Source organism: Chromobacterium sp. LK11, assembly GCF_001043705.1.
Lineage (GTDB): Bacteria > Pseudomonadota > Gammaproteobacteria > Burkholderiales > Chromobacteriaceae > Chromobacterium > Chromobacterium alkanivorans.
Genome location: NZ_LDUR01000008.1, coordinates 1 through 24,590 on the forward strand (window position 1 = coordinate 1; position 24,590 = coordinate 24,590).

At 64.5% G+C, this 24,590-nt stretch carries 19 protein-coding genes; 5 read left to right on the top strand and 14 right to left on the bottom strand.

Annotated features, from left to right (window positions below):
- Positions 1-33: 33 nt before the first annotated feature.
- From VK98_RS04015 to VK98_RS04040, 6 genes are all read right to left on the bottom strand, one after another.
- A complete protein-coding gene (locus VK98_RS04015; RefSeq protein ID WP_048412812.1) occupies positions 34-462 on the bottom strand; it encodes a hypothetical protein in 429 nt (142 codons plus the stop codon).
- A 339-nt stretch (positions 463-801) separates the two neighbouring features.
- Positions 802-1,221: a chaperone SicP gene (gene sicP, locus VK98_RS04020; RefSeq protein WP_048412813.1), complete on the bottom strand. Its 420-nt coding sequence runs from the start codon at positions 1,219-1,221 to the stop codon at positions 802-804.
- Between the two features lie 40 nt (positions 1,222-1,261).
- The gene (locus VK98_RS04025; protein ID WP_048412814.1) at positions 1,262-2,812 is read right to left on the bottom strand and encodes a type III secretion system effector BopA family protein; all 1,551 of its coding nucleotides are present in this window, start codon (positions 2,810-2,812) and stop codon (positions 1,262-1,264) included.
- Positions 2,813-2,929: 117 nt separating this feature from the next.
- Positions 2,930-3,553: a hypothetical protein gene (locus tag VK98_RS04030; RefSeq protein ID WP_156187753.1), complete on the bottom strand. Its 624-nt coding sequence runs from the start codon at positions 3,551-3,553 to the stop codon at positions 2,930-2,932.
- 160 nt (positions 3,554-3,713) lie between these two features.
- Positions 3,714-6,371, bottom strand: coding sequence for a cytochrome c peroxidase (locus VK98_RS22650; RefSeq protein WP_053077208.1), 2,658 nt, complete (start codon positions 6,369-6,371; stop codon positions 3,714-3,716).
- Positions 6,372-6,573: 202 nt separating this feature from the next.
- Positions 6,574-7,647: a DUF1566 domain-containing protein gene (locus VK98_RS04040; protein ID WP_197082953.1), complete on the bottom strand. Its 1,074-nt coding sequence runs from the start codon at positions 7,645-7,647 to the stop codon at positions 6,574-6,576.
- Between the two features lie 289 nt (positions 7,648-7,936).
- Here VK98_RS04040 and VK98_RS04045 point away from each other — a divergent pair, with 289 nt between their 5' ends.
- Complete coding sequence (locus tag VK98_RS04045) at positions 7,937-8,311, top strand: hypothetical protein (RefSeq protein WP_048412817.1); 375 nt, start codon at positions 7,937-7,939, stop codon at positions 8,309-8,311.
- A 110-nt stretch (positions 8,312-8,421) separates the two neighbouring features.
- Here the strand turns inward: VK98_RS04045 and VK98_RS04050 are convergent, their stop codons facing one another.
- Positions 8,422-8,940, bottom strand: a complete 519-nt coding sequence (locus VK98_RS04050; RefSeq protein WP_053077209.1) for a DUF2878 family protein — start codon at positions 8,938-8,940, stop codon at positions 8,422-8,424.
- Positions 8,930-12,643, bottom strand: coding sequence for a methionine synthase (metH, locus tag VK98_RS04055; RefSeq protein WP_048412818.1), 3,714 nt, complete (start codon positions 12,641-12,643; stop codon positions 8,930-8,932). The genes VK98_RS04050 and metH overlap by 11 nt, the downstream gene beginning before the upstream one ends.
- A 117-nt stretch (positions 12,644-12,760) precedes the next feature.
- Here metH and VK98_RS04060 point away from each other — a divergent pair, with 117 nt between their 5' ends.
- Positions 12,761-13,528 carry an ABC transporter substrate-binding protein gene (locus VK98_RS04060; protein ID WP_048412819.1) on the top strand — a complete coding sequence of 256 codons (768 nt, stop codon included), beginning with the start codon at positions 12,761-12,763 and terminating at the stop codon, positions 13,526-13,528.
- A 25-nt stretch (positions 13,529-13,553) separates the two neighbouring features.
- Here VK98_RS04060 and VK98_RS04065 read toward each other — a convergent pair whose 3' ends face one another.
- The 5 genes from VK98_RS04065 to hemA form a co-directional block, all read right to left on the bottom strand.
- The gene (locus VK98_RS04065; RefSeq protein ID WP_048412820.1) at positions 13,554-13,976 is read right to left on the bottom strand and encodes a MarR family winged helix-turn-helix transcriptional regulator; all 423 of its coding nucleotides are present in this window, start codon (positions 13,974-13,976) and stop codon (positions 13,554-13,556) included.
- The gene (locus tag VK98_RS04070; RefSeq protein WP_048412821.1) at positions 13,969-15,549 is read right to left on the bottom strand and encodes an MFS transporter; all 1,581 of its coding nucleotides are present in this window, start codon (positions 15,547-15,549) and stop codon (positions 13,969-13,971) included. The genes VK98_RS04065 and VK98_RS04070 overlap by 8 nt, the downstream gene beginning before the upstream one ends.
- 287 nt (positions 15,550-15,836) lie before the next feature.
- Positions 15,837-16,757, bottom strand: a complete 921-nt coding sequence (gene gcvA / locus VK98_RS04075; protein WP_019102440.1) for a transcriptional regulator GcvA — start codon at positions 16,755-16,757, stop codon at positions 15,837-15,839.
- Positions 16,758-17,388: 631 nt separating this feature from the next.
- Complete coding sequence (gene prfA, locus VK98_RS04080; protein WP_048412822.1) at positions 17,389-18,465, bottom strand: peptide chain release factor 1; 1,077 nt, start codon at positions 18,463-18,465, stop codon at positions 17,389-17,391.
- On the bottom strand, positions 18,465-19,718 hold the full coding sequence (hemA, locus tag VK98_RS04085) for a glutamyl-tRNA reductase (RefSeq protein WP_048412823.1): 1,254 nt from the start codon (positions 19,716-19,718) through the stop codon (positions 18,465-18,467). The genes prfA and hemA overlap by 1 nt, the downstream gene beginning before the upstream one ends.
- Positions 19,719-19,935: 217 nt before the next feature.
- Here hemA and pdxH point away from each other — a divergent pair, with 217 nt between their 5' ends.
- The 3 genes from pdxH to VK98_RS04100 all read left to right on the top strand — a co-directional run bounded on the left by pdxH (position 19,936) and on the right by VK98_RS04100 (position 23,997).
- Positions 19,936-20,577 (top strand): pyridoxamine 5'-phosphate oxidase, encoded by a 642-nt coding sequence (gene pdxH, locus VK98_RS04090; RefSeq protein WP_048412824.1) that lies wholly within the window; start codon positions 19,936-19,938, stop codon positions 20,575-20,577.
- Positions 20,578-21,157: 580 nt separating this feature from the next.
- Positions 21,158-22,648 carry a M4 family metallopeptidase gene (locus VK98_RS04095; protein ID WP_156187754.1) on the top strand — a complete coding sequence of 497 codons (1,491 nt, stop codon included), beginning with the start codon at positions 21,158-21,160 and terminating at the stop codon, positions 22,646-22,648.
- Positions 22,649-22,743: 95 nt separating this feature from the next.
- Positions 22,744-23,997, top strand: a complete 1,254-nt coding sequence (locus VK98_RS04100) for a M28 family metallopeptidase (RefSeq protein ID WP_048412826.1) — start codon at positions 22,744-22,746, stop codon at positions 23,995-23,997.
- Positions 23,998-24,073: 76 nt separating this feature from the next.
- On the opposite strand, the gene VK98_RS04105 is transcribed toward VK98_RS04100, so the two are convergent.
- On the bottom strand, positions 24,074-24,541 hold the full coding sequence (locus VK98_RS04105; RefSeq protein WP_048412827.1) for a GNAT family N-acetyltransferase: 468 nt from the start codon (positions 24,539-24,541) through the stop codon (positions 24,074-24,076).
- Positions 24,542-24,590: the final 49 nt, after the last annotated feature.

Genomic DNA, 24,590 nt, shown 5'->3' on the forward strand with positions numbered 1-24,590 from the left:
CGCAGCAGATCGTAAACAGGTTCTCAGGCTGACTTAAGCCTTCCTCACCTTCCCCTCCAGTTCAAAACTCGCCTCCACCGCCCGGTGGTAGTCATGCTGGCCATCGACATGGGCGAACACATCCAGGCGACGCAGGCCCAGCGCCAGCACGCGTTCCAGATGGTTGAAGAAGGCCACCCAAACGCCACGCTGCTGCGCGTTGGCGAAGTCGATGTCGCGAGCGATGCGGCCGAGCAGGCCGGAGCCGACCAGCAATGGATTGTCCTTCAGCCATTGCAGCAGATGGGCGGCGTATTCGCGGCCGTCGGCGCAGGACTGTGGATAAGAATCGTAGCTGGGCTCGATTTGCCAGTAATGGGGATAAGTGCGGCCGGGAATGAAGCTGACGAAGGGCAACAGGATTTCGACGGCTTCTCTTGATGCGCCTTTGTAGCGGCGGCGCGGGGGGAAGAATGGATTCATACACCAGCTCCTGAGCAAAGCCTGCCGCTGAACTTGCGCAGTTCAGCGCCAAGACCACATGAAAATGAAAAACGCGAATCTGATTTCATTTACCCATGTAGTTCTCTGAACCCATCGTGATGGGAACAAACCAGAACGTAAGGGATTGGCGTGCAGCCGTCACCATCATGGCCGCTCAGCACGGCGCGATGGTTGGCACGCGCGCGGTTTGCAACGCGTGTTCCTTACTATTCAGGTTTGCACTCCCGGTGCCGCCATTGCGCGGCACAAGACGGATTGTTGCCACTTGCAGTGGGCCAGGTCAAGAGCGGGTGGACGCCTGGGGCTAGCCGTCCGCAATCAGCAACGCAAACCGGCCGGCGCATCGAAGCTTTCCATCTCTCCCAACGAGGCGATCAGCTGTTCCAAGCGGGTGGCGAAACGGTCCACGGCTTCGATGAAGTCATGGGACGATAGCGTGTCGCTGGACAAGTGTTTGACCAGCATGACGGCTCCGGTGCTGTCGTCAAACGCCAAGCTGCCCTCGCCGGCCTCGGCTAGCGTCAGATTAAGGGCCAACGCTTGTTGCCAGAACCCGGCACTGCCGTTGGCGCTGAATTCACCCAGCATGCCGTACACAATGAGACTGCCGGGCAGGCTGCGAATAGAAAGCATCAAGCGCTGATCCAGCAGCAGGAAACACTGGCCGTGCGGGTCCAGCGTAAGTTCCATGCCGATGGCGCGGCCCAGGCTGTCTAGAAGTTCTGCATTTTTGTCCATAGAGATACCTTGTGAGCAAACCGGCAAAGGTCCACAACGCTTATTGAATGGCGAGGCCCATCAGCTCTTCGCTGCGTTTGATCATGGCGTGGGCGGCAAGGCTCAGTTGCTCCGCGCCTTGGGGATGGCTCTCCTGATAGTGGTGCAACGCCTCCACCAGTCCGGCGGTTTTACGGGTGAGGACGGCCGCGTCGTCGTCAATACTGGGGGCGCCTTCCCGCATGGCCTTGGCCAGCGCCAGGGCGTCCGCTCTGCCGACGGCCAGTTGCTCGAAGTGGGCGCCGATGCGAAAGACTTGCTGGGCATTGCGCTCCTTCAACGCTTGGCGTTGCACGGCTTGGGCTTCCGGTCTTCTTTCCTTGTTGATTTGTTGCTTGAGCTGACTGATTTCTCTCTTGAGTTCGCCCATGCGGCCCTGATTGAGGAAAGCGTCCCATTCCGTTTTGACGCCGGGCTGTTGCAGCATGCCGCTGCAACGCTCGCCGATGTCGGCGACCTGGCGGTTGAGGCTGTCCATCCTGGCTTGCAGACGCTCGGCATAGGCATGGGCCTTGTTGGGGTCTTCGGTTACCCAGCTGGCGCTGAACGGCACGAAGTTTTCCGCGCCGCCGGCGCGCAGCATGCGCAGCGCCATGGAAGCGCAGTTTTCCTCAGTGCTGGCCAGGGTATATCCAATCCGGCCTTCGGCGGCCTCTTGCTTGACGTGACGGGCCTCGTGGAGGATGGCTTTTTCATTGAGGCCGAACAATACGAATTTGGCGGTTTTGCCGCTGGCGGCGACTTCTTTATTGCGCCCCATCATCGGCAGATAGACTTTGCGGGCGCTGACGCCCCAGCCGCCGTCCCGCGTGCGTTTTTGTTCAGCGCGGGGGTAGTACTGGGCTTTGGCCATCAGGTCCTGGCTGGCGGCTTTATAACCCGCGGTACCCAGTTGCTGACGCGCGTCTTCGCCGTCGCTGAGTTTCTGCGCGGTGCGGCTGGAGACTTCTTCTTGCTTATCCTCCCGGTAACTGCTCAGGGAACCTCCCTGCCGCTGGCCGAACAGACGGCCGATTTGCCCGCCCTGGGCGTCGCTGAACGGCCACCAGCTTATGTGCTCCTGCACATGCTTATTGGCGTTCACATCGATTTTGTTCTTGATGGTGACGGAGGCGTGGCCGGGATGATCCATGCCCTTGCATTCCCAAGAGCGGAATACGACTTGCCGCGCCAAGGGCTTGGCGTCGCCCTGGCCATGAAAGCGTTCGGCCACGCTAATCAGTTGCTCCACCACTCGCTGCTTGAGCGGCGCGCCCTGGAGCCGGCCCATGCTGTCCAGCGCCGCTTGGGCGCTTTCCTGGCCATAACGGTGCGACAGCGTGTTGATGAAAACGCCCAGAGCGGTTTGGTTTTCCGCCTGTACGCGCTGGCTATAGCTTTTGACGGCTTCCAGGTTTTTCAGCAGCGGTAGTTGGGACAGGCAGGCATAGAGCCGCCCCTTGAAGCCTTGGCTGGCAATGGTCACCGTGGGTTCAGGCGTCTTTTCATTGATGACGACTCTGCCGCCAAGCCTAGCCGCCTGGACGAAGGTATTGAGATTGAGTGTGGTCATGGGCGGAAACGAGCGGGATGATGAAGCGAATGGTTTCGATAGTGAGTAAACACTGGCTCCCCTGCTATCAAATTTCGCTCACTCGCCCGCACCTTGCGGTCTTACGCAGCGCTCGGCTCAGGCTCGCATATGCAGCCCATAGTGAACCGTCTGGTTCCAATAACCGGTGGTAAGGCCGGCTAGATATTGCGCCGCGCGGAACAGGTCCGCCGCGCTGCAGCAACCGGCGCTGACATTGCCGCGGTAAAGCCCGCTATTGGGGTCGAACACCCAGATATAGTCGCTGCCCTTGTAGACGCCGACGGCGTGGCCCGAGGAGCCGCCATTGCGCATCAGGTTGAGGAACAGCGCGTCGCCGCGCACCATGAGATTTTCGATGATGTTTTGCCAGGCTTGGGCGCTGGCGCCGTGGGCGTTGTTGCAGTAGTGGCAGAAGGCGAGGCCGAAGGTTTCTGCGTGGCTGGTGTCGCCCACCCGATTGTTGGCGGCCACCGAGGGGTAGACCTGCTGTTCCAGATAGGAGGCGAAGCGGAACAGGTAAGTCCCGTTGTCGAACTGCTGGTAGAGCGCGTCCGCCTGCGCGGTGGTGGGCAGGTAGTCGCCGGCGCTGCTGCCCATATTGAATTTCCCCACGCGGTCCTGGATGTGCTTGAGCCACAGGCAGACCGCGGCCTCGCACACTCCGGCGGCGTTGGCGCCGTTTCCCGCATTATTGAAAGCTCTCCGCAACGACCACGCCATCGCGTCCCCCCTTGTTGTCCACGGTTTCAGATTGGCAAAAACACGCGCCTGTCATGGCGCGATATTTTGGGATAAACCGTAAACGACGTTTGCGCCAGTGGATTCAAGCGTGACCACGGCCCGACGGCGATGCCGGGCCGTGGCTGATCATGAGCGTTTCTCAGCGCCGGAACAGCTCGGTCTCACTTGCCGGCTGCAGCCGCGGCGGGCCGGACAGCGCTTGCAGGAAGGCGTGCAGCGCCTGCTTTTCCGCGGCGCTGAGGCCCAGCGGCTTGAGCAGCGGCGAGGGCTTGGGCAGGGTGTATTTTTCCACGCCCACCACTTCCACCAGATTGCCGCCGCTGTTGTAGAACTCGATCACGCCTGCGCCGTTCTCATCCAGCGGGAGGTCGCCGGTATGCATGTAGTCGCCGGTGTAGAGCAGGTCGCGCAGGGTGGGGGTGCGGAATTTGCCCAGGTCGGCGCGCAGGCCGGTGACGCCGCCGCGGCCCAGGTCTTCCTTGTCGCGGCCGATGTAGTTGAGGCCGGTATTGTGGAACTGGTTGTCGGACAGCAGCGGGCTGTTGTGGCAATTGATGCAGCGCGCCTTGGTGCGGAACAGATGCAGACCCCACAGCGCCTGGTCGTTCAACGCGGCGCGCTCGCCCTTGAGGAAGCGGTCGAAAGCGCTGTCCTGGCTGATCAGCGTGCGTTCGAAGGTGGCGATGGCCTTGGCCATGCGCTCCAGATCCACGCGGCTGTCGCCGTAGGCGGCGGCGAACAGCGGCGCGTATTCCGGCGCGGCGGCGATCTTGGCCACGGCCTGGCCCAGCGGCTGATGCATTTCCAGCGGGTTGACCACCGGACCCTTGGCTTGCTCTTCCAGGCTGGCGGCGCGGCCGTCCCAGAACAGCGCGCCGACATAGGCGGTGTTGAGCAGGGTCATCGCGTTGCGGCCGCCCAATTGGCCGATGTGGCCTTGGGACACCGGGCGCGGATCGCTCCAGCCGTGTTCCGGCGCGTGGCAGCTGATACAGGCGACGCGGTTGTTGCGGGACAGCCGGGGATCGCGGAACAGTTTGTCGCCCAGCGCCGCCTTAGCGGCGCTATAGGGGTTGTCGGCCGGAAACGGCGCCGCCGGCAGCAGGCCCAGATCGCGGAAACCGGCTTGCGCCGAGGCATCCAGCATGGGCGCGGGCCAGGCAGCCTGGCGCTCCGCGCCGGGCTGGTATTGGCTGTAGCTGGTCCGCCATTGCGCCAGTTGGGCGGCGTCCGGCTCCTCGCCGTCGCTGTCCGGCAGCGGCGGCTTGGCCGGACGGATGGAGAGGGCGACCAGCAGCGGTTGCTCGGCCAGGCCGGCAAGTTGGGCCGCGCTCTGTTTCCCGCCGTCGCGGTCCAGGCCGTATAGCTCGCCGCCGGCGTCTCGCGCCCATACTCGGGCGGCGGCGCTGGCGGCGGGATAGTCCTGGTCCTGTTGCAATTGCAGCCAGCGGATGGCCTCGGCCACCGTGGGCAGCCGCCAGTTGTCCTGCTGGCACAGCCGCTGCTGTTGCAGCGCGGCCAACGCCGGATTAAGGCTGGCGGCGCCGGCTGGCCGCGGCCGGGCCTGCCACAGGATGACGTCGCGCCAGCTGTCCGGGTGCTGGTTGTCGTCGACGCAGGCGGCCTGGGCCGGCGTGGTCAGTTGGCCGTCGGCGCTGACCGGGATGTAAGCCGGCGGCTTAGGCGGATTCTGTTCCGGGTTGGGATCGTCCGCCAGCTTGGGGCCGCGCACCAGGCGCAGCCGCGCCGGCTGGCCCAGGCTGAGGCTGACGCTGGGCAGGGTGCGGTGGGTGTCGTCGAAAGCCACCGCCACCGCGCCTTCGCCGCGGCGGCTGGTGGCGGTCCAATAGAAGGCGGCTTCGGCGTCCGGGAAGACATGGCGGTCCATCGCCGGCAGGCCGCGCGAGCGGTCGTACTGGCTCCAGTCCAGCAGGGTTTTCAGTTCGCGCTCGGTGGGCAGCCGCCAGCCGCGTTCCGCGGCGATGTCTTCTTCGCTGTCTTCGAAGCCGCAGAGTTTTTGCTTGATCACGGCTTCGGTGTAGGTGACGGCCAGGCAGTCTTCCTGGCCGGGTTCGCATTGGGCCGGGCGTTCCGGTTTGCGGCTGGCGCTGGCGTAATAGCTGTGGAACTGGCTGCGCAGGCCTTGCACGGACTTCACTTCCCAGATCAGGCCGGTCTGCTTGTCTTTCACGCAGCCGGCGCGTTCGCCGGCGTCGCTCAAGGGCGCGCCGTCCGCTTCGGCCAGCGGGGTGAAGCGCGGGCCGGGCGGCTGTTCGCGCAGCGCGGCCAGACTCAGACGGAAGTGGCTGGCCGCGTAGTCGGCGGCCACCACGCTGCGGGCGATGCCGGCGCTGTCCAGCAGGGTTTGCAGATCGCCGGCCTGGGCCAGGCTTTGGCTGCGGCTGAAGCGGGCGGCGGTGTCGGCGCTGATCTGGATGCCGTTGTTGGGATTGTCGTCTTCGTCCAGTGTCAGCAAGAGCTGCACCTGGCGCAGCACTTTGGGATCCGCCGGGTTCTGGCTGCCGGCCAGTTGCAGCGGGGTGATCTGGGCCGCGCCCAGACTGCGGCCCAGTTCCAGCTGGCCGATGCGGAAGACCACGGTTTCGCCGTCCAGATAGCGGAATTCGCCGTTGGCGGTGGTTTTGCCGGCATGGCTGCCGCTGTCGTAGTCCAGGCCCGCTACCGGGCTGTCAACGAAGACGCCGGTGCGTACCGGCTGGGCGGCGGGGCCGCCGGAGCAGGCGGCCACAGCCAGGCTGCCCGCCAGGATGAAGGGGAATGCTAAGCGCGAGTGCATAACTGTTATTAAGAATCATTTTCAAAACGGCAGATTATGCGTTTGTAGAGTTGTTCGTACAAGAATCATGTCGGAAATTGGCAAACGGGGGTCGTGCCTTGCTCAAGTACGCCGATGATGGGACGGCTTTGCGATTCCAGATGGGAAAGTTGAGAGCCGCGCCTTTCCCGGCGCGGCATCCAAGGGATGGGGCTATCAAATATTAGAGCGGGCGGCCCGTGACGCGGAGGGTGGACGGCTCGTCGGCCAACCTGGGGCCTCGCACCAGGCGCACCCTTGCCGCCTGGTCCGAGCCCAGGCTAATGCTGGCCAGACTGCGGTGAGTGTCATCGAATGCAACCACCGCCATCCTGTCCTCCGAGTAGCTGGTGCTGCTCCAATAAAAGGTAGCTGTCGCATCCGGGAAGGCGTAGCGATCCAAGGCCGGCAGACCAAGCGCTTTATCCCGCTGGCTCCAGTCCAACAACGTCTTCAGTTCTCTCTCGGTGGGTAGCCTCCAACCGCGATCTCCGCCTGCCGTCTGATCATCGAAGCCGCAAAGCTTCTGCTGTCTGACCTCCTGGACATAGATGGCAAGCTGGCAGTCCGTCTGCTTCGCCCCGCAGTGGGCTGATTGTTGCTGGTTAACACTGGCGCTAGCGTAGTAGCGATGGGACTGGCTGCGCAGACCCCGCTCGGCCTTCACCTCCCAAGTGAGGCCTGTTTGTTTGTCCTTCACGCAGCCGGCACGTTCTGCGGATCCGCTCAACGGCGCACCGTCGGCTTCAGCCAGGGGGACGAAGCGCGGGCTGGGCGGCTGAGCGTGCAAGGCGGCAAGACTGCGCTGAAAATGGCTGGCGGCGTGCTGGGCGCTGACCAGACTGCGCACAATGCCAAGCTGGTTGAGCAGAGTTTGCAGATCGCCGGCCTGTTCCAGGCTTTGGCTGTGGTCAAAGCGGGCAGAGGTCTCCGCCGCAATCTGGATGCCGTTGTCGGGGTTACCGTCCTGATCCAGCGTCAACAGCAGTTGCACCTGGCGCAGCACTTTCGGATCCGCGGGGTTCTGGCTGCCGGCCAATTGCAGCGGAGTGATCTGGGCCGCGCCCAGGCTGCGGCCCAGTTCCAGTTGGCCGATGCGGAAGACCACGGTTTCACCGTCCAAGTAGTGGAATTCGCCGCTGGCGGTGGTTTTGCCGGCATGGCTGCCGCTGTCGTAGTCGAGTCCCGCTACCGGGCTATCGACGAAAACGCCGGTACGAATCGGCTGGGCGGCTGGGCCGCCGGAACAGGCGGTCACTGCCAGGCTGCCTGCCAGGATGAAGGGGAATGCTAAGCGCGAGTGCATTTTTATAGTGGATAGTCATTTTTTGAGTGCTGGATTATGCATATGTAGATATGTATGTACAAGAATCATGTCGGAGATAAGCAAGCCGGGGTCGCGCCTTGGCCGCTTCAGGCTGCGGCGGTGTTCCGCGCCGCTTGGCCCATATCGATGAGCCAAATCGACGTCTATTGCTACAATCGCATGACACCTTGTTCCGGCTCACGGCGCCGGGACCATGGTTTTGTGATCAATGAGGCATCCCATGAAACACTTGAAACAGGCCAGCCTGCTGGCCATCGCGATGTTCGCGTTCTGCCACGCCGCTTGGGCCGCCAAGCCGATAGAGGTTGGCGAAGACGGCGAAACCCGCATCGTGCTGAGCGGCACGGTGGTGGGGCCGGTGCAGTCCGGCAGCAAGGCCGACGGCACTTTTTTCAAGGCCTTCCATTTGAAGCTGGCGCAAGCGCTGCGCTTTGACGACGGCGGCTCTTGCGGCGAACAGGAACTGCGCAGCCTGCCGCTGAATCAGGGCGATATGGCGCGCTACCAGGGTAAGCGCATCCAGGTGCGCGCCAAGGTGTTCTGCCAGGAAAACCGCACCGGCAGCTACCATTTGTCCGATATCGAAGTGCTCTGAGCGGCTACGGCTCCGACGTAAAAAAAGCAGCCCATCGGCTGCTTTCTTGTTTTGGGGCGCGCTGTTTCAACTTATCCACAGACCGGCAAAAATTCCCATCTTATCCACAATCACGGCTGCGTCGCCGCCCGTTCGTCCGCCGGCAACAGGCGCGGCGTCCAGGCCAGCAAGGCCGCCCATAACGGGGCCAAGACCAGCAGCGTCAGCCACAACGGCGCGCCGGCTTGCAGACCGCGCAGTTGCGCGCCGCCCCAATAGGCCAACGGCCCCGCCAGCGCGCCGATGAGCGCCAGCAAGCGCGGCGACGGCCGCCAGGCGTCCAGCAGGCGCAGCCACCAACAGCTGAAGCTCAGCCACAAGGTGACTCTCCACAAGGGCAGGGTGCCGACGCCGACGAAGCGGTACAGCCCCAGGCCGGCGATGGCGAAGTCCAGCAGGCAGCCCGTCGCGGTCAGCCACAGCGCGCGGGCTTTGAGGCCGGCCGGCAGTCCTTGCCAGGCCAGCAGCGCGCCGGCCAGCAACAGCACCACGTAGCGGTCGCGGAAGCTGAGCAATAGCCAGGCCCCGGCGCAGAACAGCAGGCCGCCCAGCAGCAGCCTGGGCCAGCGCTTGCCCGCCTCAGGCGTCATAGCCCAGATTGGGGGCCAGGTCGCGTTCGGCCTGTTCCACGCTGACGCCGCGGCGTTCGGCGTAGCTGGCCACCTGGTCGCGTTCGATTTTGCCGACGCCGAAGTAGCGCGCGGCCGGGTGGCTGAGGTAGAAGCCGGACACGGCGGCGGTGGGCAGCATGGCGTAGCCTTCGGTCAGCGTCATGCCTATGGCCGGCGCGTCCAAGAGTTCGAACAGCGCGGTCTTGACGGTGTGGTCCGGGCAGGCCGGATAGCCGGGAGCGGGGCGGATGCCCTGATACTTTTCGTCGATCAGCGCTTCGTTGTCCAGTTGCTCGGCGGCGGCGTAGCCCCAGAACTCGCGGCGCACGCGGGCGTGCATCAGTTCAGCGAAGGCTTCGGCCAGCCGGTCCGCCAGCGCCTTGAGCAGGATGGAGGAGTAGTCGTCGCCGGCGTCTTCGAAGCGTTTGACGTGCGGATCGATGCCGATGCCGGCGGTGACGGCGAAGGCGCCGATATAGTCCTGCGCGCCGCTGTCCCGCGGCGCGATGTAGTCGGCCAGCGCCCAGTTGGCCTTGCCGTCCATCTTGGGCAACTGCTGGCGCAGGCCCACCCAGCTCATCAGGCTGGCGCGGTTGTCCGGATCGCGGATTTCGATGTCGTCGTGGTTGACGCTGGCGGCCGGGAACAGGCCGATCACCGCGTTGGCGGAGAGCCAGTTCTCGGCAATGATCTGCTTGAGCATCACTTGCGCGTCCTCGTACAAGGCGCGCGCGGATTCGCCGACGATCTCGTCGTTCAGGATGCGCGGGAAGCGGCCGGCCAGCTCCCAGCTCTGGAAGAACGGGGTCCAGTCGATGTAGGCGGCGATCTCGGCCAGCGGATAGCGCTCAAAGCGCCGCACGCCCAGCCATTGCGGCTTGGGCGGCTGGTAGGCCGTCCAGTCTATCGCCTCCTTGTTGGCGCGCGCCTGCTCCAGGCCGACCACCTTGCGGTTCGCCTTGTTGGCGTGGCCTTCGCGCGCGCGGTCCTGCTCGGCCTGGTTGTCCGCGACGAAGCCGTCGCGCAGCGTGTCGGACAGCAGGTTGGAGCAGACGCCGACGGCGCGGCTGGCGTCCGGCACGTAGATCACCGGATGCTGGTAATGCGGGGCGATCTTGACCGCGGTGTGGACCTTGGATGTGGTGGCGCCGCCGATCAACAGCGGGATGGTGAAGCCCTGGCGCTGCATTTCCTTGGCCACATGGCTCATTTCTTCCAGGCTGGGGGTGATCAGGCCGGACAAGCCGATGATGTCGGCCTTGTGCTCGATGGCGGCGTCCAGGATTTTCTGGCAGGGCACCATCACGCCCAGGTCGATCACCTGGTAGTTATTGCAACGCAGCACCACGCCGACGATGTTCTTGCCGATGTCGTGGACGTCGCCCTTGACCGTGGCCATGATGATCACGCCCTTGGCCGGCGCATCGGCCAGGCCCAGACGGATCTTTTCCTCTTCGATGAAGGGTTCCAGGTGGGCGACGGCGGCCTTCATCACCCGCGCGGATTTGACCACCTGCGGCAGGAACATCTTGCCGGCGCCGAACAGGTCGCCCACCACGTTCATGCCGTCCATCAACGGGCCTTCGATCACGTGGATGGGCCGCGCGGATTTCTGCCGCACTTCCTCGGTGTCTTCGACGATGAAGGTGGTGATGCCCTTGACCAAGGCGTGTTCCAGCCGCTTTTCCACCGGCAGCGCGCGCCAGGCCAGGTCTTCCACCTTTTTCTCGCCGGCGGCTTCGCCCTTGTATTTTTCCGCCAGCGCGATCAGGTGTTCGGTGGCGTCGCCGCCGTCCTTGGGCGCGCGCATCAGCACCACGTCCTCGATGCGTTCGCGCAGTTCCGGATCCACTTCGTCGTAGACTTCCAGCGCGCCGGCGTTGACGATGCCCATGGTCATGCCGCGCAGGATGGCGTGGTAGAGGAAGACGGCGTGGATGGCCTCGCGCACCTTGTTGTTGCCGCGGAAGGAGAAGGAGACGTTGGACACGCCGCCGGAAATCTTGGCGTGCGGCAGCTGCTGCTTGATCCAGCCGGTGGCTTCGATGAAGTCCAGGCCGTAACGCGCGTGTTCCTCGATGCCGGTGGCGACGGCGAAGATATTGGGGTCGAAGATGATGTCTTCCGGCGGGAAGCCCACTTCGTCCACCAGGATGCGGTAGCTGTTGCCGCAGATTTCTATCTTGCGCGCGTAGGTGTCGGCCTGGCCGGCCTCGTCGAAGGCCATCACGATCACCGCGGCGCCGTAGCGGCGGATCAGCCGCGCCTGCTCGACGAACTTGTCCTTGCCTTCCTTCATCGAGATCGAGTTGACGATGCCCTTGCCCTGTATGCATTTGAGGCCGGCCTCGATCACGTCCCACTTGGAGGAGTCGATCATGATGGGCACGCGGGCGATGTCCGGCTCGGAGGCGATCAGGTTGAGGAAGCGCACCATGGCGGCGTGGGCGTCCAGCATGCCCTCGTCCATATTGATGTCGATGACCTGGGCGCCGTTTTCCACTTGCTGGCGCGCCACGTCCAGCGCGGTGGCGTAGTCGCCGTTGAGAATCAGTTTGGCGAAGGCGCGGCTGCCGGTGACGTTGGTGCGCTCGCCCACGTTGACGAACAGATCCCCGTCGCCGATGTTGAACGGCTCCAGGCCGGACAGCCGGCACTTGGCTTCTATCGCCGGCAGCGGCCGCGGCGCGACGCCGTCCACCGCGCGGGCGATGGCGGCGATGTGTTCCGGCGTGGTGCCGCAACAGCCGCCCACGATGTTGATCAGGCCGGACTCCGCCCACTCGCGGACGTAGACGCCCATCGCTTCCGGCTCCAGGTCGTAGCCGCCGAAGGCGTTGGGCAGGCCGGCGTTGGCGTGCACCGACACATAGCCGGCGGACACCCGCGCCATCTCCTCGACATAGGGCCGCAGCAGGTCCGGGCCCAGCGCGCAGTTGAGGCCGTAGCTGACCGCGTCGGCGTGGGACAGCGAGTTGTAGAAGGCTTCGGTGGTCTGACCGGTCAGGGTGCGGCCGGACTGGTCGGTGATGGTGCCCGAGATCATGATGGGCAGCCGCGGCGCGTCCGGGCGCTCGTCGAAATAGCGGTGGATGGCGAACACCGCCGCCTTGGCGTTCAGGGTGTCGAAGATGGTTTCCACCAGCAGCAGGTCCGCGCCGCCCCGCACCAGGCCGTCTATCGCCTCGGTGTAGGATGTCACCAGCTCGTCGAAGCTGACGTTGCGGTAGCCCGGGTCGTTGACGTCCGGGCTGATGCTACAGGTGCGGTTGGTGGGGCCCAGCACGCCGGCGCAGTAGCGCGGCTTGGCCGGATTGGCGGCGCTGGCCTTTTCGCACAGTTCCTTGACCAGCCTGGCGGCGGCATGATTGATTTCCCAAACCAGGCTTTCCATCGCGTAGTCCGCCATGGCGATGGAGGTGGCGTTGAAGGTGTTGGTTTCGATGATGTCGGCGCCGGCGTCCAGATAGGCCTGGTGGATGCCGCCGATCACGTCCGGCCGCGTCAGCGCCAGCAAGTCGTTGTTGCCCTTGACGTCGCAGGGCCAGTCGGCAAAGCGCTCGCCCCGGTAATCGGCCTCCTCCAGCTGGTGGCGCTGGATCATGGTGCCCATGCCGCCGTCCAGGATCAGGATGCGTCGGGACAGGTGTTGCCGGAGGGGATGCGAGGATGTTTTTGTCATGGCGGCTGAACTTTTTTTGTCTACAACGATAACAAGCGCAACGGACTCAAAAGCTCATCTTAACACTCGCAATCAACTGTCCGGGCGCTTGCTTAAGAATAAAGAGAGAACATCCATATGGCCATTACGAATAAGCTGTGGCTGCTCGCGGGGCTGGCGGCGGCATGGTGCGGGGAGGCGTGGGCGGCGGGCGGTTTACGGATAGGCGTGGCGGATACCGACGCGGCGCCGGTGGTGATGCTGTCGCCGGACGGCGAGCACCTGCGCGGCGGCCTGTCCAAGGATATCGGCGAGATGCTGGCCGCCGAACTGAGCCTGCGTCCGGAATTCATTCTGATCGCCCGCAAGCGGGTGGAGGCCTCCATCGAATCCGGCAGGGTGGACATCGTCTGCAACGCCAATCCGGACTGGTTCGGCAACGCCGCGCGGCTGGGCTGGACCCATGAAATCTACCCGCAATTGGAGCGGCCGCTGACGCTGAAGCAGCCGGCGGAGCTGCGCCAGGTAGGCGATCTCGCCGGCAAGCGCATCGTCACCATCCGCGGCTACAACTATCCGACGCTGGAGCGCTTCTGGCGCGGCAACCCGGCCTCCCACAACGAGGAGGCGCGGATGGAACTGCTGATCAAATCGGTGCAGAAGCGGCTGAGCGACGTCGCCATCGTCTCGGAACTGGAGTTCGCCGCCTGGGCGCGCAACTGGCCGCAGGAAGCGGCCCAGTTCAAATTGCACCCGCTGGTGGTCACCTTCATGCCCACCATGTGCGCGGTGGCGCCGCATTCCGATATCAAGGTGGCGCAGCTGAACCAGGCGATAGACCGCCTGCAGAAGAGCGGCCGCATCAAGGCGGTGCTGAAGACCTATCAGTGGCAGCCGCAGGAATGACGGCAGGCGGCCGGCGGAACCGCGGCTAATCCTGACCGCGGAAGCGCTGCTCCAGCTTATGCAGCACCGCCAGCGTGGTTTCCACCTGGCTGGCGGGAATGTCCGCCAGCGCGCGCTGGAAAAACGCCTCGCGCTTGGGCTGCACTGCGTCTATCAGCGTCTGTCCGGCCGGCGCCAGCGTCACTAGGGTCTGGCGGTTGTCGGCCGGGTCGGTGATGCGTCGCACCAGCGCCTCCTCCTCCATCCCCTTCAACTGCCGCGTCAGCGCGCCCGGATCCATCATCAGCCGGGTGGCCAGCTGTTTCTGCGTCGCCTGCTCCAGATCGGTCAGCGCGGCGAGGATGCGCCAGCGCGGCAAGGGATAGCCCACCTGCTGTTCAAACGCCGCGTACATGGCGCGGCCGGTGCGGCCGATTTGCTGCAGCAGATTGGGTGCGCGTTCAGTCATGGATTACCGCCGTCTTGGTTTTGACATCGCGCAATTCTACATGCGGGACTCGGCGCACGAGCAATAAGCCGAGCACCGCCAGCGCCGCCACCAGCCACTGGCTGAGGTGAATGGCGTCCACCAGCGCCAGCCGGGAGGCGCCGAGCAGCACACCGCCGTTGATCCCGGCCGCCGTCGTCAGTTGTTCGAAGCGGGCGGCGGTGTCCGGGCTGAGCAGGATTTGCGGATCGCGCAGCCAGCCCAGCCACTGCGGCGCGGCCGGCAGGCCGTTGACGCCGGCCACGTAGCGGTGGGTGACGAAAACGCCCACCAGCGCGGTGCCCAGCATGCCGCCTATCATCCGCGTGGACTGGATCATGGCGGTGGCCACCCCCAGCTGCTCTCGCGGCGCGCTCTGCTGGACGAAGATGGTCAGATTGGGCAGCAGCAGACCCAGGCCCAGGCCGCCCACCGCCATCAGCGCGGCCACCAGCCAGTGCGCGGTGGCGGCGTCCACCCAGCCCAGCGCGCCGGCGGTGAAGGCGAACAGCAGCAAGCCCAGGCCCAGCAGCAGGGTGGGGCGGCGCACCCGGGTGACGATGCGGCCGTTCAGGATGCTGCCCAGGGTGATGCACACCACCAGCGGCGTCACCAGCAGGCCGGCCTGGTTGGGCGACAGGCCGAAACCGCCCTGGAACATCAGCGGCGCGTAGTACATCACCGCGAACATGCCGCCGCCCAACAGCAGCGACAGGCCGAACAAGGGCGCCAGGCTACGGTGGCTCAGCATGTCCAGCGGCAGCAAGGGATTGGGACAGCGCCGCTCCCACCACAGCAGGCCGGCCAACGCGGCCAGGCCGCTCAGGCCCAGGCCGGCCATCAGCCACAGCGGCTTGTGCAGCGGCAGCCATTCCACCAACAGCTGCATCGAGCCCAGCAGCACGGCGATCAGCAGCCCGCCCTGCCAATCCAGCTTGGACGCGGTTCCGGCGCGGCGCATCGCCGGCAGATAGCGCCAGACGAACCACAGGCTGGCCGCACCCACCGGCAGATTGACGAAGAAGACCCAGCGCCAGCCCAGGTATTCGGTCAGAAAACCGCCCAGGGTCGGGCCCACCGCGTTGGCCAGGCCGAAGGCGGCGGTCAGCATCACCTGCCAGCGCAGGCGCTGCGCGGTTTCCGGAAACATGTCCGGCACGCAGGCGAAAGTGGTGGCCACCAGCATGCCGCCGCCCACGCCTTGCAGCGCGCGCGCCAGCACCAGTTCCAGCATGTTCTGGGCCAGGCCGCACAGCATGGAGGCGGCGGTGAACAGGATGATGGCGGTCAGCACGAAGGGCTTGCGGCCGTGATCGTCGCCCAGCTTGCCGAAGATGGGCACGGTGATGACCGAAGTCAGCAGATAGGAGGTGCCGACCCAGGCGTACAGATCGAAGCCGTGCAGCTCCGCCACCACGGTGGGCATGGCGGTGCCGACCACGGTCTGGTCCAGCGCCACCATCAGCAGCACGAAGCACAGGCCGAGCATGGCCAGCACTTTCTGGCGGAAGTCCAGCGCGCCGGCCGCTCCAGCGGTTGCGGCTAAGGTGTTCATTTTTGTTGACCTGACAATAATTGACTAGTCAATTATTTTGCGCCGATAAGCCGCCGGAATCCAGTGCCGGACACAAAGATTTACAAAGCAGGCTTGGAACAGGTTCATAGAACCTGTTTACGATCTCGCGAGCAAGAGCGAGACAAGGCGAAAACGGCTGAAAAAGCGGAATGTACATACGGTACATGAGCATTTCGAAGGCGTACTCATCGTGTAACGCTCCACGCAGCGCAGCAGATCGTAAACAGGTTCTTAGGCGGCGGCGCGGACGCGCCGCCGCGCGCGCTTCAATAGCCGCGCCGCGCCAGCCAGCTGCTGGCCTCGCTCTTGGCCAGGATGGCCACCAGCCAGTCGCGGAACACCTTGACCTTGGGCAGTTCCGCCAGCTCGTGCGGATAGACCAGGTAATAGCTCCACTCGGTTTCCAGCACGGTGTCGAAAGGCATCACCAGCCGGCCGGAATCCAGGTCCTGAGTCACCATGGACACCTGGGCCAGGGTCACGCCCATGCCGGCGACGGCGGCGTGCAGCGCGTATTCGGAAGCGTCGAAGGTGACGCCGCTTTCCGGGTTCACGCCGTTGACGCCGGCCAGCTTCAGCCAGCGCTTCCAGGTGTCCTGATCGCGCCACGGGTGCAGCAGGGTGTGATGACGCAGATCGTCCGGAGTGTTCAGCGGATGCTTGCCGTTGAGCAGGGCCGGGGAGCAGACCGGGATCAGTTTCTCGCGGCAAATGCATTCGGTGCGCAGGTCCGGCGCCACTTCGGCGCGCGCCATGCCCACCACCGCCAGATCGTACTCCGCGCGGTTGAAGGGCTTGTCGTGAATCAGCTGGGTCACCAGGTGCAGCGTGTATTCCGGGTAGCGGGTCTGGAAGTCCGGCAGATTGGGCAGCACCCAGCGCATCGCCGGGGTGGGCGGCATGCGCACGCGCAGATCGCTTTGCCGCAGCCGCAGCGCTTCGCTGGCCTCATTCAGCAGTTGGAAAGCCTCGCGGGCCGGCTTGATCAGCGCCTCGCCCTCGGCGGTCAGCGACAGGCCGCGCGCCTGCCGGGTGAACAGGGTGGCGCCGTAGTATTCCTCCAGCGTTTGCACGTGGCGGCTGACCGCCCCCTGGGTCAGGCTGAGCGCGGCGGCGGCGCGGGTGAAGGACAAATGCTCGGCGGCGACGACAAATACGCGTAATGCATTCAGCGGTGGCAGCTTCATCTTACATGCCTTTTTATCATGGTTATCATGAAATTAACTGCTTTGTCATGCCAGGCGCAACATCGTATGCTAGGCATGCCCGGCACGGCTGCAGTTTGAACGGCGGCCGGCGGCGCCCAGGTCGCCGCCATGCGTCAATGGCATGGCGATCCGCCGCTCGCGCCGGTCCGGCCGTCCATGCCGCGCTCCCCGATTTCCAGCGCGGCGTCCGCAGCCAAAACCAAGCCCAGCCTTGGCTTGCCCGGAAACGGAACCGTCATTCCCGAGCTTAAAGCTTTATCCGTACTGAAATAGTAACGGATTATAAATATTACAGGATGACATCCGCTTGCAACGGAGAATTTTCCACCGCTTATCGCGTGTCGCCGAAAATGCGGCGGCGTCGCCAGATTGACTGCCAATCCACGTTGGGCATTGCCGGGTTCAGACAGGGCCCGGCTTTTTTTGCCCGTCTTCCGGCGAGCGGACAAGAAAAAAGGCCACGCGAGTGGCCCAAAGTTCGGAGAATAAGCCCAGGCGGCGCGAACGTCGCTTGGGCGCGGGCGGCAAGCCGCCCGTTCTTGAGTTTGCGAGTGTAGCGCGTTGCGCCGACAGCGGCAACGCAATAATCCTTGCTAGTACCGCCAGGCGCTCACTCGCCCAGTTCCGCCAGCAACTCCGCCTGCTGCTCGGCGATCAAGGCGTCGGTCAGCTCGCTCAGATCTCCGTCCATAACGTAATCCAGCTTGTACAGCGTCAGATTGATCCTGTGGTCGGTGATGCGGCCCTGCGGGAAATTGTAGGTGCGGATGCGCTCGGAACGGTCGCCGGAGCCGATCAGGCTCTTGCGCTCGGCCGCTTCCTTCTGCTGCTGCTCGCGGCGCTGGATGTCCATGATGCGCGCCGCCAGCACTTGCATCGCGCTGGCCTTGTTGGCGTGCTGGGAGCGGCCGTCCTGACACTCCGCCACAATCCCCGTCGGAATATGGGTGATGCGCACCGCGGAGTCGGTCTTGTTGATGTGCTGGCCGCCGGCGCCGCTGGCCCTGAAGGTGTCGATGCGCAGATCCGACGGGTTCAGCACCACGTCGGCCAGCTCGTCGGCTTCGGCCATCACCGCCACGGTGCAGGCCGAGGTGTGGATGCGGCCCTGGGTCTCGGTCACCGGCACCCGCTGCACGCGGTGGCCGCCGGACTCGAACTTGAGCCGGGAGTAGGCGCCGAAGCCGATCAGGCGCACGATCACTTCCTTGTAGCCGCCCAGATCGGACTCGCTGGCGGACACGATCTCCGCCTGCCAGCGGTTGCGCTCGGCGTAGCGGGTGTACATGCGCAACAAGTCGCCGGCGAACAGCGCGGCCTCGTCGCCGCCGGTGCCGGCGCGGATTTCCAGGAAGATGTTCTTTTCGTCGTTGGGGTCCTTGGGCAAGAGCAGCTTCTGCAGCTCCAGTTCCAGCGCCTCCCGCTTGTCCTTGCCCTCGGCGATTTCCGCCTGGGCGAATTCCTTCATCTCCGGGTCCGACAACATGTCTTCCGCCGCAGCGATGTCGCTCTCGCACTGGCGATAGCTCTGGTAGGTTTCCACCACCGGGCTGAGTTCGGCGTGCTCGCGGGTGAGCTTGCGGAACGCATCCATATCTTGAGTGGCCGCTTCGCTGGCCAGGAGGTGGGTCACCTCTTCCAGACGGTCGGCCAGTTGCGCCAGTTTGGCCGCAATTGACGCTTTCATTACGACTCCGGGTGTAAACGATAAAGACGCGCCACGGCTTCCACCTGCGCGTCGTGCTCCGCGCCGCGCCCGGACGACAAGGCCCGGGTGGGGGGATGCATCAATTTATTGGTCAGTTGCACCGACAGGGTTTCCAGCACCTTCTCCGGCGCTTCGCCGCGCGCCAGTTGCTTGAGCGCGGCCTCGAGCGCTGTGCGGCGCAGCCGGTCGGCGTCGTCGCGCAGCGCGCGGATCAAGGGCACGGTTTCGCGCTTTTTCAGCCAGTCGCTGAATTCGCAGACCCGCGCCTGGATGATGGTTTCGGCCTCCGCGGCCGCGCTCTGCCGCGCTTCCTTGCCCACTTCCACCACGCTGGCGATGTCGTCGACGCTGTACAGGAACACGTCGGCCAGCTTGCCCACTTCCACTTCGATGTCGCGCGGCACCGCCAGGTCCAGCATAAAGATGGGGCGGTGGCGGCGCGCCTTGATCGCGCGCTCCACCATGCCCTTGCCGATGATGGGCAACTGGCTGGCGGTGGAGGTGACCAGCACGTCGTAGCGCGGCAGGATGTCCGGCAGCTCGGCGAGGGTGACGGCGTTGCCGCCGAACTGCTCCGCCAGCCGCTGGCCGCGCTCCAGCGTGCGGTTGGCCACGGTGATACAGGAAGGGTTGCGCGCGGCGAAGTGGGTGGCCACCAGTTCTATCATCTCGCCCGCGCCGACGAACAGAATGTTCAGTTCACCTATGGTGGGGAAGATCTGCTCGGCCAGCTTGACCGCCGCCGCCGACATCGACACCGAACTGGCGCCCACCGCGGTGTTGGAGCGCACTTCCTTGGCCACGGCGAAGGTGCGCTGGAACAGGCCGTTGAGCAGGGTGCCCATGGTGCCGGCGTGCTCGGCGCTGCGCACCGCGTCCTTCAACTGGCCCAGGATCTGGGTCTCGCCCAGCACCATGGAGTCCAGGCCGGAGGCGACGCGGAAAGCGTGGCGCGCGGCGTTGGCCTCGTCCAGCTGATACAGATAGGGCTGCATCTCCGCCAGCGCCAGGCCGTGGAATTTGGCCAGCCAGCTGAGCGCCGCCTGCGGGTCGCCGCCGGTGCAATAGATCTCGGTGCGGTTACAGGTGGAGACGATGGCGGCTTCGCGCGCCGCGTGCGAGCTGACCAGGCTGTCCAGCGCCTTGGGCAACACCTCCGCAGGAAAAGCCAGCTTTTCCCGGATGGAGAGCGGTGCGGTATGGTGGTTCAAACCAAGGGCGAACAGATGCATGGGCGGATAAGCCGCGGAAAGAAATGGGGTATTTTAGCCTAACTTGAACCGCAAGTCCTGCGCCGCGGCGGCAAGCCGCGCCGGCCCATGGCCAGCGCCTTATATGACATAGCAGAATCCGGCGCCGCGCGCCGTCCAAAATAGCGCTCTTCTTGCGCAAACTCCTATATGGCCCAAGCGGAGCTGGCATAAGATAAGCCCCATCAAGGAGGACGAAATGTCGCTGAACCTCGCAGACATCCGCAAGGATTTTTCCAAGAAAGAATTGTCGCCGGAGGAGTGCCTGCCGGACCCGCTGGCCCAGCTGGAAAGCTGGCTGAACCAGGCCATCTCCGCCCAGGTGCCGGAGCCCACGGCGATGAACCTGGCCACGGCCGGGGCGGACGGCCGCCCCGCCTCGCGCATCGTGCTGCTCAAGGGGGTGGAGGACGGCCAGCTGCTGTTCTACACCAATTATCTGAGCCGCAAGGGCCGCCAGTTGAACGACAACCCCTATGTGGCGCTGACCTTCTTCTGGCCGGAGCTGGAGCGGCAGATCCGCATCGAGGGCCGCGCGGCCCAGGTGGCGCCGGAAGTCTCGGACGCCTATTTCGCCAGCCGCCCCTACACCAGCCGCGTCGGGGCCTGGGCCAGCGAACAGAGCAGCGAGATCGGCTCCAAGAGCGTGCTGGTGTCGCGGGCGGCGATGTTCGGGGTCAAGCACCCGCTAAACGTGCCGCGGCCGCCGCACTGGGGCGGCTACGCGGTGACGCCGGACCGGCTGGAGTTCTGGCAGGGCCGCCCCAGCCGGCTGCATGACCGGGTGCAGTATTCCCTGCTGGAAGACGGCGGCTGGAAGATCGCTCGGCTGGCGCCCTGAGCCCGCCCGGGTGAGAACAACTCATTGATATCATGCGCTTTACGCATATTCAAAAAACCGCAACCATCTCAAATTAGACAGTTTGTCCGCTTTTATAGCGATTTGGATGTTGCCGCATCACAACAAGCCGCATCGGGATGGTGCGGCTTTTCATTTTCTTGATGTTTCCCTCTCTTCTCCTTGTCTACCAAGGATTCGACGCCCCGCTTTGATTTTGGTCATGCCCGTCGCCGGCAATCGCCAGGCAACTGGCACTTAGAACAGATGCATATCAAGGCGGAAAAACCAATACATAATTTATGCATTTGGCAAGTGGTCGTCAGAACAAACCAAGCCAACGTCCTCTGATTTCAGCAATTCCTTTCCCATGCTCAGAGCGACGTCCCATGTCGGGAACGCATGAGGGACGCAGCGAACGCCTCCCCCGCCCGATGGCGCCAGCCATCTTCGGGAGCGGTTTCCAAGCGTCCGAAAGGGCAGGCGCAAGCCTGTCTGGCGCCGGCGGCCTTTACGCAAGACTCGCCGGCTTGACGCGGGGCATTACCGTGTCCTGCTGATCTACATTGGAGAAAAAGTCGTGATGAAAACCCAAACTGCGATGGTTCGCGTACTGGTGCTGTCCGCTCTCGCCCTGGCTTACGGCTCCGCCCACGCCGCCGAGCGCGTCAACCTGGAGGCGCTGGCCAAATCCAGCAAACTCGTCGACGGCGCCAGCGTGTTCAGCGCCGCCGGCATCAACCAGGGCGAACTGAAAGCGCAACGCAGCGCCCAGTTCCCCAACGGCAAAGTCGTCACCCGCTACCAGCAGTACTATCAAGGCGTGCCGGTGTGGGGCGAAGCCGTAGTGGAGGAAAAACAATTCGCCAAAGGCTCGTCCACGGCCTCGGCGAGCAAGCTGTCCGGCTACTATGTGCGCGGCATCGCCTCCGACCTGGCCACGGTCAAGCCGGCCCTCAGCGCCACCCAGGCGCTCTCCAGCGCCAAGGCGCTGAAGGCCAACGGCTATGAAACCCGCAACGAGAAGACCGAACTGGTGGTGCGTCTGGACAACAACACCGCCCAGCTGGTCTATCTGGTGTCCTTCCTGGTGGAAGGCGGCAAGGAACCCAGCCGCCCGCACTTCATCATCGACGCCAACAGCGGCCAGGTGCTGAAGCAGTGGGAAGGCCTGAACCACGCCGAAGCCAACGGCCCCGGCGGCAACGCCAAGACCGGCAAATACCTGTACGGCACCAACTACGGTCCGCTGATCGTCACCAGCGATTGCAAGATGGACAGCGGCAACGTCGCCACCATCAACCTGAACGGCGGCACCAGCGGCACCACCCCGTACAAGTTCGCTTGCCCCACCAACACCTACAAGCAGATCAACGGCGCCTACTCGCCGCTGAACGACGCCCACTACTTCGGCAACGTGGTGTTCAATCTGTACAAGGACTGGTTCAACCTGCGTCCGATCAACCAGAAGCTGCTGATGAAGGTGCACTACAGCCGCAACTATGAAAACGCGTTCTGGGACGGCAGCGCGATGACCTTCGGCGACGGCGCCACCCGCTTCTACCCGCTGGTGTCGCTGGACGTGTCCGCTCACGAAGTCAGCCACGGCTTCACCGAGCAGAACTCCGGCCTGGTCTACAGCGGCCAGTCCGGCGGCATCAACGAAGCGTTCTCCGACATGGCCGGCGAAGCCGCCGAGTACTACATGAAGGGCAAGAACGACTTCCTGGTGGGCGCGGAGATCTTCAAGCAGACCGGCGCGCTGCGCTACTTCGCCGATCCGACCAAGGACGGCCGTTCCATCGGCCACGCCAAGGACTACACCAGCGGCCTGGACGTGCACTACTCCAGCGGCGTGTACAACAAGGCTTTCTACCTGATCGCCACCAGCGCCGGCTGGAACACCCGCAAGGCCTTTGAAGTGTTCGTGGACGCCAACCGCCTGTACTGGACCGCCAACGCCACTTACAACAGCGCCGCTTGCGGCGTTGAAAAAGCGGCCGAAGCGCGCGGCTACAGCAAGGCCGACGTGACCAAGGCCTTCACCGCCGTGGGCGTGGCTTGCGGCAGCTGATGACCGTCTGACGGCGCGGCCGTGACGGCCCGCGCCGCTTCTCCCATCCGCCGGCCATGGCCCGTCCATGGCCGGCATCGCTCAGGAATTCCGGAATGCTCACTCTCAAACCGAGTCTCGTCGCGCTCTTGGCCGCCACCAGCCTGGCCGGCGCCGCCCAGGCCGCCCCGGTGTGGATTTCCATCGGCGACGACGCCTATCAATTGCTGCAACAGGTCAGCCCGAAAAGCCTCAGCCAGGAAAGCCGCCAGCTGGCGGTGAGCGCGCTGCCGGCCGGCGTGTCCGCCAAGGGCGTGGCCACCGAGAAAGTCCACCTGGTGCAAGTGGACGACAGCGTGCTGCCGCAATTGTCGGACGCCATCCACCACAGCCTGCGCCATTGCGGCGGCTTCATCGTGCACAAGGATCTGCAGGACGCGCGCAGCGCGTTGAAGGCCCCGGTGGCCAGCGCACTGCTGCCCAGCTACCAGATCAACGACCAGGCCGTCGTCAACAAGCTGCTGCCGCAGCTGCAGGACAGCAACATCCTCGGCACCATCCAGTCGCTGTCCAACTACCAGAACCGCTTCTACACCACCAGCCACGGCGTCAACGCCTCCAACTGGATCGCCAGCCAATGGCGGCAGCTGGCCGCCGGCCGCGGCGATGTGACCGTGGAGCAGTTCGCCCACAGCGCCTGGCCGCAAAAATCGGTGATCCTCACCATCAAGGGCAAGGACAACGCCGCCGAAACCCTGGTGCTGGGCGGCCACCTGGACTCCACCGTGGGCAACGGCACCGGCGAAACCAGCCGCGCGCCGGGCGCCGACGACGACGCTTCCGGCATCGCCAGCCTGACCGAGGTGATCCGCGTGCTGCTGGCCAACAACTACCAGCCGCGCCGCACCATCAAGTTCATGGCCTACGCGGCGGAAGAAGTGGGCCTGCGCGGCTCCTCCGACATCGCCAACCGCTACAAACAGCAGAAGGTCAACGTGGTGGGCGCCTTGCAGCTGGACATGACCAACTACCAGGGCAGCGCGGAAGACATCTTCCTGTTCACCGACTACACCAACGCGTCGCAGAACACCTTCCTCGCCAATCTGGCCAAGGCCTACCTGCCCAATCTGAAAGTGGGCTACAGCTCTTGCGGCTACGCGTGCTCCGACCACGCCTCCTGGCACAAGAACGGCTACCCGGCGTCCTTCCCGTTCGAATCCGCCTTCAACCAGTCCAACCCCAATATCCACACCGTGCGCGACACCCTCGCCAGCGCCGGCAACCAGGCTCGCCACGCGCTGAAGTTCTCGCAACTGGCGCTGGCCTACGCGGTGGAACTGGGCAGCGACGGCCCGGCGGTCAAACGCTGAGCCCAAGCCCTCGCCTGAATGCGCCCACCCCCTTGCGGGGTGGGTTTTTCATTGTGGAATACGCGATGAAGCGGTTTTAAACGCCGGCCTCGCGCCGCATGTCCACATGCGGAATGCCGCCGTCGTCGTAAGGCTCGGACACCACGCGAAAGCCGAAACTCTCGTACAAGGCCTGCGCGTCGGTCTGAGCCGACAACATGATGGCCGCCTGCGGAAAATGCGCGCGGCACTGCGCCACCGCCTGCGCCAGCAGCGCCTTGCCCAAGCCCTGGCCGCGCGCCTCCGGCGCCACCACCACCCGGCCTATCGCCGCCGCGTCCGGGTATTTCTCCGCCGGCGCGATCAAGCGCGCATAGGCCAGCAACCGGCCGCCGTCGTCGTGGCCGGACAGGTGCAGACAGTGCAGATCCACGCCGTCCACATCGCCGTAAATCGACTGCTGCTCCACCACGAACACCTGGTCGCGCAGCTGCAAGGCCCGATACAGCGCCAGCGGCGTAAAACCATCGAAACGGTGGCAGTGCCACGCAACTCGGTTTGCCATAGTAGAATTCCTCTGAACTGATTCATTATCATCGGCCGGCTTGCGGCGC

Coding starts and splice junctions, on each gene's coding strand:
- VK98_RS04095 (WP_156187754.1), top strand. CDS start 21,158: ATGAAAACCCAAACTGCGATGGTTCGCGTACTGGTGCTGTCCGCTCTC.
- sicP (WP_048412813.1), bottom strand. CDS start 1,221: ATGGACAAAAATGCAGAACTTCTAGACAGCCTGGGCCGCGCCATCGGC.
- VK98_RS04100 (WP_048412826.1), top strand. CDS start 22,744: ATGCTCACTCTCAAACCGAGTCTCGTCGCGCTCTTGGCCGCCACCAGC.
- VK98_RS22650 (WP_053077208.1), bottom strand. CDS start 6,371: ATGCACTCGCGCTTAGCATTCCCCTTCATCCTGGCGGGCAGCCTGGCT.
- hemA (WP_048412823.1), bottom strand. CDS start 19,718: ATGCATCTGTTCGCCCTTGGTTTGAACCACCATACCGCACCGCTCTCC.
- pdxH (WP_048412824.1), top strand. CDS start 19,936: ATGTCGCTGAACCTCGCAGACATCCGCAAGGATTTTTCCAAGAAAGAA.
- VK98_RS04070 (WP_048412821.1), bottom strand. CDS start 15,549: ATGAACACCTTAGCCGCAACCGCTGGAGCGGCCGGCGCGCTGGACTTC.
- VK98_RS04105 (WP_048412827.1), bottom strand. CDS start 24,541: ATGGCAAACCGAGTTGCGTGGCACTGCCACCGTTTCGATGGTTTTACG.
- gcvA (WP_019102440.1), bottom strand. CDS start 16,757: ATGAAGCTGCCACCGCTGAATGCATTACGCGTATTTGTCGTCGCCGCC.
- VK98_RS04025 (WP_048412814.1), bottom strand. CDS start 2,812: ATGACCACACTCAATCTCAATACCTTCGTCCAGGCGGCTAGGCTTGGC.
- VK98_RS04015 (WP_048412812.1), bottom strand. CDS start 462: ATGAATCCATTCTTCCCCCCGCGCCGCCGCTACAAAGGCGCATCAAGA.
- VK98_RS04045 (WP_048412817.1), top strand. CDS start 7,937: ATGAAACACTTGAAACAGGCCAGCCTGCTGGCCATCGCGATGTTCGCG.
- metH (WP_048412818.1), bottom strand. CDS start 12,643: ATGACAAAAACATCCTCGCATCCCCTCCGGCAACACCTGTCCCGACGC.
- prfA (WP_048412822.1), bottom strand. CDS start 18,465: ATGAAAGCGTCAATTGCGGCCAAACTGGCGCAACTGGCCGACCGTCTG.
- VK98_RS04050 (WP_053077209.1), bottom strand. CDS start 8,940: ATGACGCCTGAGGCGGGCAAGCGCTGGCCCAGGCTGCTGCTGGGCGGC.
- VK98_RS04060 (WP_048412819.1), top strand. CDS start 12,761: ATGGCCATTACGAATAAGCTGTGGCTGCTCGCGGGGCTGGCGGCGGCA.
- VK98_RS04065 (WP_048412820.1), bottom strand. CDS start 13,976: ATGACTGAACGCGCACCCAATCTGCTGCAGCAAATCGGCCGCACCGGC.
- VK98_RS04030 (WP_156187753.1), bottom strand. CDS start 3,553: ATGGCGTGGTCGTTGCGGAGAGCTTTCAATAATGCGGGAAACGGCGCC.